The following is a 13,354-nucleotide window of genomic DNA, read 5'->3' on the forward strand; positions in this document are numbered from 1 at the left end:
GTAGGAATCTCCCCCACTCACGGGGGAGAGAGCTTCAATCACACTCATCCGCCCCCTTCGGCACCTCGACCCCCAGCACCCGAGCCACCTCGGCCGTCGTGACTCCCGAGGCCGTCAGCTCGGCCCAGTTCTTCTTCACCGCGGCCGTCACCTCGGCCCGCGGCCGGGACAGCAACTCCCGTACGACATCCGTCTGTCCGGCGGACATCGACAGCGAGTCGGTCGGCGCCAGGACGATCGAGGAGCCGGCCGTGCTGTCGTCGAGGCGGACGTTACGGAGGGAGGTCATCGGGTCGGAGGCACCCCCCAGTGCCAGCCACATGACCGTGACCATGCGGCCGTCGCACAGCTCGCTGCCCTTGGACTCGGTGCCCGCCACCAGGACGGAGGCGACCGCCACCGAGAACTCCGGGACCCGGTTGCCGCCCCAGCGGGTGCCGACGGTGACCTGCCCGGAGTCCTTGAGCGGGTCCAGAGCGCCGTCGCCGGTGAGGCCGTAGCGCGCCTCGACCCGCTGCCGTACGAGCAACTGTTCCGAAGCCGCCGAGCCGCCCGCGAGGGACTGGACCCGGTCCACGGCCCCCGCCCAGGTACCCACCCGGCCCGTCCACTCGGGAAAGAAACAGTACTTCGAGCCGTCACGCCCCACGCACGTCTCGTCCTCCGCCGGTGCCACCGACGCCTGCTTCCGCGCCGCCGTCAGTTCCGGCGAGACGCCTCCGGACTGGCCGACCGCACCCGCCAGCGTCAGCGCCACCGCACCGGCCGCCCCCGCCTTCAGCACCCGGGAGCGGCCGCCGCCCACCAGCACCGCACCCACCGCCGCCAGCAGCGCCAGCCCCGTCAGATACAGCGCGTGCCACGCGGCCGGCCGACCGATCAGCTCCGACGGCAGCGTGTTCGTGCTGGCCTCGCTCACAACCGGCATCAGCCAGCGGCTCCACTCCGCGTCGCCCGTGCCCGCGGCGACGAAGATGAAGAAGGCGAAGATGCCGATCACGATGACCGGCGCGGCGAACACCGACGGGATGAGCCGGGCCGCCAGGACGCCCGCGGCACCGCAGAGCAGCACGTACAGAGGGCCGACGGCCAGTTCGGCGGGCGAGCCGTGGCCCACCGCGCCCGGCCTGAGCGCCTGCACCATGAACTCGGCCAGCACGATCAGCGCCGTCATCACCGCGAACGGCACGACGGACAGCACGTGCGCGACCGTACGCCGCCACGACTCCATGACCAGCACCTCGAACTGCCGGTCCGTACCGCGTCGGCGGGAGCGCAGCGCGGCCCGGTTGACGCAGACGAACAGCGCGATCCCGAAGAGCGCCGAACCGGACTGCGTAGCGCGGTCGGCGTCCTGGAGGGCCGGGAAGGCGTCCATGCCCTCACGGCCGTTGAACAGCGACCAGCCGGTGAGGCCGAGATACAGGGCGAGCGTGGCCAGCACCGGGATGTACCAGAGCAGGTCGCGTGTCTCGAAGCGGGCCAGCGCGAACACGGCGGCCCACGAGCGGCGCGCCTGGTCATCCCCCACGGAGGGAGCCGTTCTCTCCATGACCGTGCTCACGCCGCCACCTCCGCGCCCGCACCGTCGAGAGTGAGCAGGTAGCCGTCCTCCAGGGTCGGTTCGAGGAGGTCGGCACCGGCCGGCGGATCGCCTACGTTGCGGAAGGAGCCGGTGCCCGTGCGCCAGCCCGCCTTCGCACCCGGGTCGCGCTCCGTGCTGCTCCACACCCGCCCCGCCGCCCGTGCGGTCAGCTCGGCGGGGGTGCCCTCGAAGCGCACCTGGCCGCCCGCCATCACCACGACCCGGTGGCAGAGCATCGCCACGTCCTCCGTCTGGTGGGTGGAGAGCAGAACCGTCCGGCCCTCGCCCGCCTGCGCGATCAACTCCCGAAAGCGCATGCGCTGTTCGGGGTCGAGGCCGACCGTCGGCTCGTCGAGCACCAGGAAGCCCGGGTCGCCCACGAGCGCCGCCGCCAGCGCGACCCGCTGCCGCATCCCGCCGGACAGCTTCTTGATCCGCCGGCCGCGTACGTCGCCGAGGTCGACTCCCTCCAGCACCCGCCGCACCTCGCGATGGCGTGCGGTGCGGTCGGTCAGCTCCTTCAGGATCGCGACGTAGTCGACGAACTCGAAGGCCGTGAAGTCCGGGTGGAAGCCGGGGGTCTGGGGGAGGTAGCCGAGCGAGCGGCGTACCTCCTGGCGGCCGCGGGACGTGCTCGGGTCGTGGCCGAGGACGGTGAAGGCACCCCGGTCGGGCGGGACGGCCGTGGCCAGGACCCTCAACAGGGTCGTCTTTCCGGCCCCGTTGGGACCCAGCAGGCCGGTCACGCCCGGGGTCAGCCGCAGCGACACGTCGTCCAGGGCGCGGGTGCCGCCGTAGCGGAGACTCAGCCCGGAGGCGGAGACGGTCGGGGTGGTCATTCGGCGCTCCCGTTGAAGAGGTCGAAGCGGTCACGGAGGAGGAAGAGCAGCCCGGCGGCGAGCGCGGCGACCGCCGCGGCCACGCCCTGTCCGGCCGCGGTGAACGGCGCGAGCGGATCGCCCGCCGAGGTCTGCTGGGCGTGCGTGATCAGCAGCAGCGCGACCCACGAGCCGCCGACCAGGGACGGCGCGAGCACCGGACCGAGGCGGGCCGTGAGCGCCAGCCCGGTCATGGTGAGGGCGAGCGCGGGCAGCAGCCAGGCCAGCGCGCGCAGGCCGTAGCCGGGCAGGGCGAGGGTCGCGAGCCCGTTGAGACCGAGTCCGGCGACCAGCACGGCGACCGTACGGATCATCAGCAGCCGGAAGCCGTGCATCGGCGCCACGACGGCCATCTCGTACGTCGGGTCGAGCGCGGGGCCGTAGGAGAGGGCCACCCCGGCGAGGGGAAGGAGGGGCGCGAGGGCGAGGAACAGGGTCGGCGAGTCGGTCGAACGGACCGCCAGCACCGTCGTCAGCAGCAGGAACACGACCGACGCCAGCCAGGACCGGCGCAGTACCGGGGTGGCCGCGAGCAGCCGCGCGATGTGGTCGGCGATGCCGAGGCGCATGAGCAGCGACTCCAGCAACCCCGGCCGCGGGGCGTCCAGTTCGGCGTCGAGGCGCTCCCAGCCCTCGTCGAGCGCGACCGGGTCGCTCACTTCGGCGAGCCCCGCCCGGCACTCGGCGCAGGCGATCAGGTGGGTGTCGGCGGACCAGAGGAGGGGAGCGGTCAACTCGCCCTGCGCGTAGGCCCGTAGATCTTCTTCGGCCACATGCCAGGTACTCATGCCAGCGCCTCCCGCAGTTGCTGACGGGCCCGCATCGCCCGCGTCTTGACCGTGCCCGGCGGAATGCCGAGGAGGACGGCCGCCTCCCGGGTGGTGAGCCCGTCGATGACCGTGGCCTGCAGCACCGCCCGCAGTTCCGGTGACAGCCGGACGAGGGCGCCCGCGAGGTCCCCGTGCTCAACCCCCGCGAGCACGCGTTCCTCAGCGGACGCCTCGTCCCGGTGCCGCAGTCGCGTCAGCGCCTGCCGCAGCCGTCCCCGTGCCCCGTCGCCGCGCAGCGCGTCGATCAGCCTTCGCGAGCCGATCCGCCACAACCACCCGGCCACGTCACCCTCCTCGCGGTACTTGGCGGTCCCCCGCCACACCGCGAGGAACGTCTCCTGTACGACGTCGTCGACCACCCCGGCGTCGGCGCACCGGCCGCGCAGTCGCGCGAGCAGCCAGGGCGCGTACCGCCGGTACAGCTCCTCGAAGGCACGCCGGTCCCCGTCCGCCGCGATGGCCCGCAGCAGGTCTCCGTCGCTTCTCGTTTCCCTCACGTCACCTCATCGGACGAGCTCCGCCGATCGGTTCACACGACGGCGCTTGACTTTCGGATCATCTTTGCACCACCCTTTCACTACTCAATTAGTGAAAGGGTGGTGGAACGCATGGTCGAGTACCGCATCGACCGGCACAGCGGCGTGGCCACCTACGTGCAGATCGTCCAGCAGACCAAGCAGGCCCTCCGGCTCGGCCACCTGGAGCCGGGGGACAAGCTGCCCACGGCCCGCGAGGTCGTCGAAGCCACCGCCATCAACCCGAACACCGTCCTGAAGGCGTACCGCGAACTGGAACGCGAGGGACTGGTGGAGGCACGGCGGGGCCTCGGCACCTTCGTCAAGCGGGGGCTGGGCACCGCCACCGCCGACTCCCCGCTGCCCGGGGAGCTGGACACGTGGGTGGCGAAGGCGCGCGAGGCCGGGCTGGACCGGGACGACGTGGCCGCACTCTTCACTGCCGTACTCGAGAAGCATTTCCTGAACCAGCACAGCCAGGGAGAACCGTCATGACCGACACGGCAATAGAAGCGGACGCGCTGGCCAAGCGCTTCGGCCGGCTCGGCCGCGCCACCTGGGCGCTGCGCGACTGCTCCTTCCGGCTCCCCGCCGGCCGCGTCTGCGCCGTCGTCGGACCCAACGGGGCGGGCAAGTCCACGCTCCTCGCCCTCGCCGCCGGGCTGACCGCTCCCACCGGGGGGACCGTCACCGTCCTCGGCACCACCCCGGGCGCGGCACGCGCACGCGTCGGCTTCGTGGCCCAGGACAAGCCGCTGTACCCGCAGCTCAGCATCGCCGAGACGCTCCGCATGGGCGCCGACCTCAACCCCGGCCACTGGGACGCGGCCGCCGCCCAGCGGGTCGTGGCCGGCGGCGATCTCGATCCGAAGAAGAGGATCCGCTCGCTCTCCGGCGGCCAGCGCACCCGCGTCGCGCTCGCCCTCGCCCTGGGCAAGCGGCCCGAACTGCTGCTCATGGACGAGCCGATGGCCGACCTCGACCCGCTGGCCCGGCACGAGCTGATGGGCGTCCTGATGGCCCAGGCCGCCGAGCACGGCACCACCATCGTGATGTCCTCGCACGTCGTCGCCGAGCTGGAGGACTCCTGCGACCACCTGCTGCTGATCGGCGAGGGCCGGGTGCGGCTGGCCGGCGAGATCGACGAGCTGCTGGAGGGGCACGCGCGCGTGTCCGCCCCGGCGCAGAGCGACCTCTCCCCGCACACCGTCATCGAGTCCCGCACGACCGGACGCCAAGTCAGCGCACTGGTCCGCCCGGTGGGCACGCTCCGCGCCGACTGGCAGGGCGGCACGCCCTCCCTGGAGGAGCTGGTCCTCTCCTACCTGCGCAATCCCGAGGCACCGGCCCTGACCCCGGCCAAGAGCGAGGAGTTCTCCGCGTGAGCGCCGCCCTGACCGCTCCCACCCGGGTGCACCTGACCCGGTGGGTCGTGCGCCTGCACCGCCCGGCCCTGTACCTGTGGACCGCTCTCATCCTCGCCCTGGCCGCCGCACTGCTGTGGCTGGCCGGTCCGCTCGCCGACGCCGCGGCCGAGGCCTGGCAGCGGTACAACGCCTGCGCGGACATGGGTCCCTGCGCCTACGACCAGGACGCGATCCTGCGCTACAAGGACTACTACGAGTACGCGACCTACGCCGTCCTCGCCGTCCCGTTCCTGGTCGCCGCCTGGTCCGGCGCCTCGCTCATCGGCCGCGAGGTCGAGAACGGCACCGCGCGCCTCGCCTGGACGCAGGGCCTCTCCCCGGTCCGCTGGCTGGCCACCAAGCTGGCGCTTCCGGCGCTGCTGGTCACCGTCGGCACCGGTGCGCTGGTCGCGCTGCACCGCCACGCGTGGGTCGCGGGCGACGGCCGTATCGACACCGCCAAGAGCTGGTCCGACTTCGCGACCTTCTATGCGAGCGGCCCGGTCGTCGTCGCCCTCGCCCTGACGGGGCTGGTCGCCGGCGCGCTCATCGGCCTGCGCCGGGCGAGCTCCTTCGGCGCCCTCGGCGGCGGCCTGTGCGTGACGGCGTTCCTGTGGTTCGGGATCCACCTGCTCATCCCCCACCTCTGGTCGACCGTCACCAAGGTGACCCCCATGGCGCACAACGTCGGCCCGTCCGGCAACGGCATCAGCGTCACCCAGGGCGTCATCACCGCCACCGGTGCGCGCATCGCCGACGCACACTGCACCGCCGACACCACCGCACAGTGCCAGGCCTACTACGCCGATCTGGACGCCGTCAGCTGGTTCAACGACTACCACCCGGCCGCCCACTACTGGCCCCTGCAGTGGATCGCCACCGGCATCCTCCTCGCCGTCACCGCCCTGCTGACCGTGGTGACCTTCCGCGGCCTGCGCCGCCGCACCACCACCCCCGAGGGAGCCGCCGTATGAGTGCCGTCACCGGCCTGCCCCGCACGGTGCTGCGGCTGCACCGCACCGCGCTGATCGTGTGGGCCGCCTTCGTCCTGGCCGCCGTCGCCGGCCTGGTGTGGCTGAACGAGATCACCGCGGACTCCGCCCGCGCGTCGGGGTCCGACTGGGCCTGGCTCGACTACAGCGAGCCCATGGGCTGGGTCAGCACGGCCATGTACTACAGCTTCTGGGCCGTGGCCGCCTGGGCGGGCAGTGCGCTGATCGGCCGCGAACTGGAGTCCGGCACGGCCCGCCTCGCCTGGACGCAGGGCCTCTCGCCGACCCGCTGGCTGGCCGCCAAGCTCGCCCTGCCCGCGCTGGTGCTGGTCCTCGCCGGTGCCGTGTTCGTCCCCGTCTACCGCTGGGCGTGGTCGGCGAACCGGGACCTCATGGGCGACAACTGGGACTTCGGCGACGTGTTCGCCGCCCGCGGCCCGGCGGTGGTGGCGTACGGCCTGTGCGCCCTCGCGGTCGGCGCGCTCGCCGCGATCGTGCTGCGCCGCTCGCTGCCCGCCCTCGGGGTGGCCGTCGCCGTGATGATCTCCCTCAACGTGTACCTGGAGCAGCACCGCGAGGAGTTCTGGCCGACCGTGACCCGCACCTCCGCCACGGAGATCGAGCTGCCGAACAGCGCGTCGCAGATCGAGAACGGCGTCCTCGTCCACGGGCAGCGGAACACGAGCGTCGACTACTGGAGCTGCGACGGCACCGCCGCCGAGATGAAGCGCTGCACCGACGACCTGGGCATCACGGGCTACTGGTCCACCTTCCACCCCCAGTCCCACTTCTGGCCCATGAACCTCGTCGAGACCGGCATCCTCCTCACGATCACCGCCCTCGCGACGGCCGCCGCCTTCTGGACACTGCGCCACCGCACAGGCGCCGCCCGCAAGGAGTCCGCCGTATGACCGCCACGCTCCCCGCCCCCACGGTGCTGCGCCTGCACCGCACCGCGCTGACCGGCTGGCTGGTCGCCTTCACGGCGGTCGCAGCGCTCCTGCTGTGGGCGTACGGCCCGGGGGCGGACGCGGCCGTCGCCGAGTGGAACCGGCTCTGCGCCCGGCAGCGCCCGTGCACGTGGGGCGGCGGCTCGATCATGAACTACTACCGTGCCTTCACGCTCGCCGAGTTCCTGATCCTCTGGATCCCGGGCCTCGTGGCCGCCTGGGCGGGCGCCGCCCTCATCGGCCGTGAACTGGAGAACGGCACCGCGCGGCTCGCCTGGACCCAGGGCGTGACGCCCACCCGCTGGCTGGCCGCCAAGCTCACTGTCCCCGCCGTACTCCTCACCGCCGGTACGACCGTGCTGGTCCTGCTGCACCGGCTGGCGTACGACACGAACACGCTCCCCATGGGCTGGACCTGGGACCGCGACAACACCTTCGGCACCAACGGCACCACCGCCATCGCCTGGCCCCTCCTCGCCCTCGCCGTGGGCGCTTTCGCGGGCCTGCTGCTGCGCCGCGCCCTGCCCGCGCTCGCGGTCGGGTTCCTGGTCGCGGGGACCGTGCGCATCCTCGTCCACGAGACGACGCCCCACCTGTGGCCGCACGAGACCGCCGCCGGCGACGCGAAGAACGGCTACCGGACACCCGTGAACGTCATGAACCTCGGCGAGGGCACATACCACCCCGCGTCCCACTTCTGGCCCCTCCAGCTGGTCGAGACCGGATTCGCCCTCGCCATCACCGCCGCGGCCGTCACCACCGCCTTCTGGCTCCTGCGCCGCCGCACCGCCTGACCACCGGGGCCCTGGTCCGTACGTCCCTCCTACGGGGGGAGGGACGTACGGACCGGGCATGTAGACGCCCGGGAGCCGTCCCTCGGTGTCCCACACGCCATGTCTCCGTAACCATTGGTTCAGACGGGCTTGCGACCCTCACCGAATGAAGCCCGCCGTGCCAGAGCCTTCGCCGCCCCCCGAGGGTCCTGCGGGGAACGGAGACCTCCGGGTCGCCGTCACGCTCCCGCCCGCGCTTTCCGACGCGCCCGTTTCGCCCGTGGCGCGGAAGAATGGGTCCATGAGCCAGCCCAACGCCCAGAAGGTCCAGCACGCGCAGCCCTCCGTGGGCTCCATAGCCGCGCACCGCCCGCACACCGTGTCGGCGGTGGTGTCCGACCTGGAACCCGACATCGACGCCGACCTCGACGCGTACGAGGAGTCGCCGTTCGACGGACCCCAGCTCCCGCAGGGCCGCTTCCTCGACCGGGAACGCAGCTGGCTCGCGTTCAACGAGCGCGTCCTGGAACTCGCCGAGGACCCGAACACGCCCCTGCTGGAGCGCGCGAACTTCCTCGCGATCTTCGCCAGCAACCTGGACGAGTTCTTCATGGTCCGGGTGGCCGGCCTGAAGCGCCGTATCGCCACCGGCGTCGCCACCCGCTCCGCCTCCGGCCTCCAGCCGCGCGAGGTGCTGGAGATGATCTGGGCCCGCTCCCGCGAGCTGATGGCCCGGCACGCCGCCTGCTACCACGAGGACATCTCCCCCGCGCTCGCGGAGGAAGGCATCCACCTGGTCCGCTGGAGCGAGCTGACCGAGAAGGAGCAGGCCCGCCTCTTCACGCTCTTCCGGCACCAGATCTTCCCGGTCCTGACCCCGCTGGCGGTCGACCCGGCGCACCCCTTCCCCTACATCTCGGGCCTCTCGCTGAACCTCGCGGTCGTCGTACGGAACCCCGTCACCGGCCACCGCCACTTCGCCCGCGTCAAGGTGCCGCCGCTGCTGTCCCGCTTCCTGGAGAGCTCCCCGGGCCGCTACGTCCCCATCGAGGACGTCATCGCCGCCCACCTGGAGGAGCTGTTCCCGGGCATGGAGGTCCTGGAGCACCACGCCTTCCGGCTCACCCGCAACGAGGACCTCGAGGTCGAGGAGGACGACGCCGAGAACCTCCTCCAGGCCCTGGAGAAGGAGCTCATGCGGCGCCGCTTCGGCCCGCCGGTGCGCCTGGAGGTCGAGGAGTCCATCGACCGCGAGGTGCTGGACCTCCTCGTCCGCGAGCTGAAGATCAGCGAGGCCGAGGTGTACCCGCTGCCGGGCCCCCTGGACCTCACGGGCCTCTTCCGCATCGCCTCCATAGACCGGCCCGAGCTCAAGTACAAGAAGTTCATCGCCGGCGTCCACCGCGACCTGGCCGAGGTCGAGTCGGCGTCCGCGGCCGACATCTTCGCCGCCCTGCGCAACCGGGACGTGCTGCTGCACCACCCGTACGACTCCTTCTCGACGTCGGTGCAGGCCTTCCTCCAGCAGGCCGCCGAGGACGACGACGTCCTCGCCATCAAGCAGACCCTGTACCGGACTTCGGGCGACTCCCCGATCGTCGACGCGCTCATCGACGCCGCCGAGGCCGGCAAGCAGGTCCTCGTCCTGGTCGAGATCAAGGCCCGCTTCGACGAGCACGCCAACATCAAGTGGGCGCGCAAGCTGGAGGAGGCCGGCTGCCATGTGGTCTACGGCCTGGTCGGCCTGAAGACCCACTGCAAGCTGTCCCTGGTGGTCCGCCAGGAAGGCGACACGCTACGGCGCTACAGCCACGTCGGCACGGGCAACTACCACCCGAAGACCGCGAGGCTGTACGAGGACCTGGGTCTGCTGACGGCCGACCCGCAGGTCGGCGCGGACCTCTCCGACCTCTTCAACCGCCTCTCCGGCTACTCCCGCCGCGAGACGTACCGCCGTCTCCTCGTCGCCCCCAAGTCCCTTCGCGACGGCCTGATCGCGCGGATCAACAAGGAGGTCCAGCACCACCGTGCCGGACGTCCCGCCTTCGTCCGCATCAAGGTCAACTCGATGGTGGACGAGGCGATCATCGACGCCATGTACCGCGCCTCCCAGGCGGGCGTGGAGTGCGACGTGTGGGTGCGCGGCATCTGCGCGGTCCGCCCGGGCGTGGCAGGCCTGTCGGAGAACATCCGCGTACGGTCCATCCTCGGCCGCTTCCTCGAACACTCCCGGGTCTTCGCCTTCGGCAACGGCGGCGAGCCCGAGGTGTGGATCGGCAGCGCCGACATGATGCACCGCAACCTCGACCGCCGCATCGAGGCCCTGGTCAGGGTCACCGACCCGGCCCACCGCGCAGCCCTGAACCGCCTGTTGGAGACCGGCATGTCCAGCGCCACCGCCTCCTGGCACCTCGGCGCGGACGGCGAGTGGATCCGGCACGCGACCGACGCGGACGGCCAACCCCTGCGCAACGTCCAGGAGATGCTCATAGACGCCCGGAGGCGCCGGCGTGGCACAGCAACACCTTGACCCGACGGACCCTGTGGCCAGGCCCGTCACCGGGGACGCCCTCGCGGGCTACCTGCGGGCCCAGGCCACGGAGTTCCTCCGCGCCCTACGGCTGCACCGCGAGGCCGGCGGTACGGCGGCCGGTGCGAACGGCGCGGGGGAACCCGTCGACGCGGCGCGTGCCCTGCGCCGCTCGGTCCGCCGTATCAGCGGCAGCCTGCACACCTTCCGCCCGCTGCTGGACGCCGACTGGTCGGAGCGCATGCGCCCCGAACTGGCGTGGCTGTCGGGCACGTTGGCGCTGGAGTACGCCTGCCAGGCCCGCCTGGAGCGGCTGTTGCTCGCGCTGCACCGGCTGTCGGGCTCGGCGGCGGACTTCCCGGCCCAGGCGGGTACGCGCACCGAGGCGGCCACGGACCGCGGGAACCTCACGGTCGGCGCGGCCAAGGCGGGCGCGCTGCTCGACCGGCAGCTGACCCTCGCCAGGACCCGGGCGCACAGCACCGCCCTCCAGGCGCTCGGCTCCTCCCGCTTCCACGCGGTCGCCGACAACATCGCCGTCCTCGCCAGCGAGGTCCCGCTGGTGAAGACCGCCACCGTCACGGACCTGCGCCCCCTCGCCACGGCCGCCGAGGAACGCCTCACGGACGCCGTCACCGCCCTCCCCCTCGTCACCGCGGGCCACCCCTACAACGCGGAGGCCCTGATCCACGGCCTCTCCCCGGACCCGGCCCCGCACCCCCAGGACACCCCCTGGCACCAGGTCCGCCTCCTGCTGCGCCTGCACCGCTACGCGCGCGAGGTCCTCTACGGCGAGACCGCACCGGTGGACGTACGTCTGCTCGCGGCCGGCCAGGCCCTCGACCGCCACCGGGACGCCTCGGAGGCGGCGGCCGCGGCCGCCCAGGCGGCCCGCACCCCCCGTATCGCTCCGGCGACCGCGTACGCGCTCGGCGTGCTCCACGCCGACCAGCGGCACGAGGTGGAAGGCGCGAGATTCGCCTTCCAGCGCGCCTGGCAGAAGGAAGCGGTCAGCACGTCGTAGAACCCGAGGAGGCACGAGACCCCGTGAGCTCTCCCGACAACAGCACGGACAACAGCACCGTCCACGCAGCCGGCTGCGTCCTGTGGCGCCGCTCCCCCGTCGACGGTGAACTGGAGGTCTGCCTTGTCCATCGGCCCAAGTACGACGACTGGTCCCACCCCAAGGGCAAGCTGAAGCGTGGCGAGGAAGCCCTCCCCGGCGCGCTGCGCGAGGTCGAGGAGGAAACCGGCTACCGGGCCGCGCCCGGCGCCACGCTGCCCACCGCGCGCTATCTCGCGAACGGCCGCCCCAAGGAGGTGCGCTACTGGACGGCCGAGGCCACCGGGGGCGCTTTCACCCCGAACACCGAGGTCGACCGCATCCTCTGGCTCCCCCCGACGGCCGCCAGAAACCGCCTGACCCAACCGAGGGACCGCACCCTGGTGGACGCCCTGCTGGCCTCTCTGCACCTGACATAGTCCGGAATCGCTCTGTGTCCTCGACGTAAGCGTTCCGTGACCTCACCGCACCGTCTACAGGGGTTCACCCCCCGTTCATTTACGGCCATCGGCGCCTTCACCTGATCTGCCTAATTTCAGCCTTACGCGGTGCGGACCGCTTCTCGGGAGCACACCTCGATGACGTATCCGCATCACCCAGTCTTCGCACGCCGCCGGATTCAGGACGGCGGCTCCTGGAAGGAATTCCCTCAGTGAAGCTTCAGCGCATGAACCGGCGGGCCCTCGCTCTCGGTGCTCTCGCCGTCTCCGGCGCCCTGGCCCTCACGGCGTGCGGCTCCGACGACACCGGCACCACCGACGGTGCCAGCAACTCGACCGCCGCCGCCAGCGACATCAAGTGCGACGACGCCAAGGGTCAGCTCCTCGCCGACGGCTCCTCCGCGCAGAAGAACGCGATCGACGCCTGGGTCAAGGCGTTCTCCGCCGCCTGTGGCGTGCAGATCAACTACAAGGGCGGCGGCTCGGGCGCCGGCGTCACCGCGTTCACGCAGGGCCAGGTCGCCTTCGCCGGCTCCGACTCCGCGCTGAAGCCCGAAGAGGTCACCGCCTCCAAGGAGGTCTGCTCCAGCGGCCAGGGCATCGACCTCCCGATGGTCGGCGGCCCGATCGCGGTCGGCTTCAACGTCTCGGGCGTCGACAAGCTCGTCCTGGACGCCGAGACGCTCGCCAAGATCTTCGACAGCAAGATCACCAACTGGAACGACAAGGCGATCAAGGCGCTCAACCCCGACGTCGAGCTCCCGAACCTGAAGATCCAGGCGTTCCACCGCTCGGACGAGTCCGGCACCACGGACAACTTCACCAAGTACCTGATCGCCGCCTCCCCGGCCAACTGGAAGTACTCCGGTGGCAAGGCCTGGCAGGCCAAGGGCGGCCAGTCCGCCTCCGGCTCCTCCGGTGTCGCCCAGCAGGTCAAGCAGACCCCCGGCGCCATCAGCTACATGGAGCTGTCGTACGCCAAGGACGGCATCACGCCGGTCACCATCGACACGGGCGCCTCCGCCCCGGTCGAGGCCACCGTCGAGAACGCCACCAAGGCGATCGCGGCCGCCAAGGTCGTCGGCACCGGCAAGGACCTCTCGCTGGAGCTGGACTACGCGACCAAGGCCGACGGCGCCTACCCGATCACCCTGGTCACGTACGAGATCGTCTGCGACAAGGGCAACAAGGCCGACACCCTGCCCGCCACGAAGGCGTTCCTGCGCTACATCGCCTCCACGGACGGCCAGAAGACCCTCGCGGACATCGGCTACGCCCCGATCCCCGACGACATCATCGCCAAGGTCCGCACCACCATCGAAGGCCTGAGCTAATCCGAGTGCGGTCCGGTCCCGGGCACTGAAACCCCGGGACCGGATCGCACCGTCCGGT

General features: G+C 71.8%; 13 protein-coding genes. 9 read left to right on the forward strand and 4 right to left on the reverse strand.

What is annotated here, in order from left to right; all coding sequences use genetic code 11:
* Positions 1-34: 34 nt before the first annotated feature.
* From IG08_RS0103650 to IG08_RS0103665, 4 genes are read right to left on the reverse strand one after another with little or no spacing between them, the layout of a single operon-like run.
* A complete protein-coding gene (locus IG08_RS0103650) occupies positions 35-1,552 on the reverse strand; it encodes an ABC transporter permease (protein ID WP_078655436.1) in 1,518 nt (505 codons plus the stop codon).
* Positions 1,553-1,560: 8 nt separating this feature from the next.
* Positions 1,561-2,424 (reverse strand): ABC transporter ATP-binding protein, encoded by an 864-nt coding sequence (locus IG08_RS0103655; RefSeq protein WP_030596166.1) that lies wholly within the window; start codon positions 2,422-2,424, stop codon positions 1,561-1,563.
* A complete protein-coding gene (locus tag IG08_RS0103660; RefSeq protein WP_030596168.1) occupies positions 2,421-3,251 on the reverse strand; it encodes a cupin domain-containing protein in 831 nt (276 codons plus the stop codon). Before IG08_RS0103660 ends, IG08_RS0103655 begins: the two co-directional genes overlap by 4 nt.
* On the reverse strand, positions 3,248-3,790 hold the full coding sequence (locus IG08_RS0103665; RefSeq protein ID WP_030596169.1) for an RNA polymerase sigma factor: 543 nt from the start codon (positions 3,788-3,790) through the stop codon (positions 3,248-3,250). Before IG08_RS0103665 ends, IG08_RS0103660 begins: the two co-directional genes overlap by 4 nt.
* A gap of 111 nt (positions 3,791-3,901) precedes the next feature.
* Here IG08_RS0103665 and IG08_RS0103670 point away from each other — a divergent pair, with 111 nt between their 5' ends.
* The 9 genes from IG08_RS0103670 (at position 3,902) to pstS (ending at position 13,296) form a co-directional block, all read left to right on the forward strand.
* Positions 3,902-4,303 (forward strand): GntR family transcriptional regulator, encoded by a 402-nt coding sequence (locus IG08_RS0103670; protein WP_030596170.1) that lies wholly within the window; start codon positions 3,902-3,904, stop codon positions 4,301-4,303.
* Positions 4,300-5,193, forward strand: a complete 894-nt coding sequence (locus tag IG08_RS0103675; RefSeq protein ID WP_030596172.1) for an ABC transporter ATP-binding protein — start codon at positions 4,300-4,302, stop codon at positions 5,191-5,193. The genes IG08_RS0103670 and IG08_RS0103675 overlap by 4 nt, the downstream gene beginning before the upstream one ends.
* A complete protein-coding gene (locus IG08_RS0103680) occupies positions 5,190-6,188 on the forward strand; it encodes an ABC transporter permease (RefSeq protein WP_052424469.1) in 999 nt (332 codons plus the stop codon). Before IG08_RS0103675 ends, IG08_RS0103680 begins: the two co-directional genes overlap by 4 nt.
* On the forward strand, positions 6,185-7,117 hold the full coding sequence (locus tag IG08_RS60575) for an ABC transporter permease subunit (RefSeq protein WP_030596177.1): 933 nt from the start codon (positions 6,185-6,187) through the stop codon (positions 7,115-7,117). Before IG08_RS0103680 ends, IG08_RS60575 begins: the two co-directional genes overlap by 4 nt.
* The gene (locus IG08_RS0103690) at positions 7,114-7,950 is read left to right on the forward strand and encodes a hypothetical protein (protein ID WP_043453050.1); all 837 of its coding nucleotides are present in this window, start codon (positions 7,114-7,116) and stop codon (positions 7,948-7,950) included. Before IG08_RS60575 ends, IG08_RS0103690 begins: the two co-directional genes overlap by 4 nt.
* Positions 7,951-8,230: 280 nt before the next feature.
* A complete protein-coding gene (locus tag IG08_RS0103695) occupies positions 8,231-10,459 on the forward strand; it encodes an RNA degradosome polyphosphate kinase (RefSeq protein WP_030596179.1) in 2,229 nt (742 codons plus the stop codon).
* Positions 10,440-11,483, forward strand: a complete 1,044-nt coding sequence (locus IG08_RS0103700; protein ID WP_030596181.1) for a CHAD domain-containing protein — start codon at positions 10,440-10,442, stop codon at positions 11,481-11,483. The genes IG08_RS0103695 and IG08_RS0103700 overlap by 20 nt, the downstream gene beginning before the upstream one ends.
* Positions 11,484-11,506: 23 nt before the next feature.
* Positions 11,507-11,941 (forward strand): NUDIX hydrolase, encoded by a 435-nt coding sequence (locus IG08_RS0103705; protein WP_030596182.1) that lies wholly within the window; start codon positions 11,507-11,509, stop codon positions 11,939-11,941.
* 233 nt (positions 11,942-12,174) lie between these two features.
* Entirely contained in the window at positions 12,175-13,296 is a 1,122-nt protein-coding gene (gene pstS / locus IG08_RS0103710) for a phosphate ABC transporter substrate-binding protein PstS (protein WP_030596184.1), read from the forward strand.
* The last annotated feature ends 58 nt before the right edge of the window (positions 13,297-13,354 follow it).

The sequence above is a fragment of the Streptomyces fulvoviolaceus genome (assembly GCF_000718165.1).
Taxonomy (GTDB): Bacteria; Actinomycetota; Actinomycetes; order Streptomycetales; family Streptomycetaceae; genus Streptomyces; species Streptomyces fulvoviolaceus.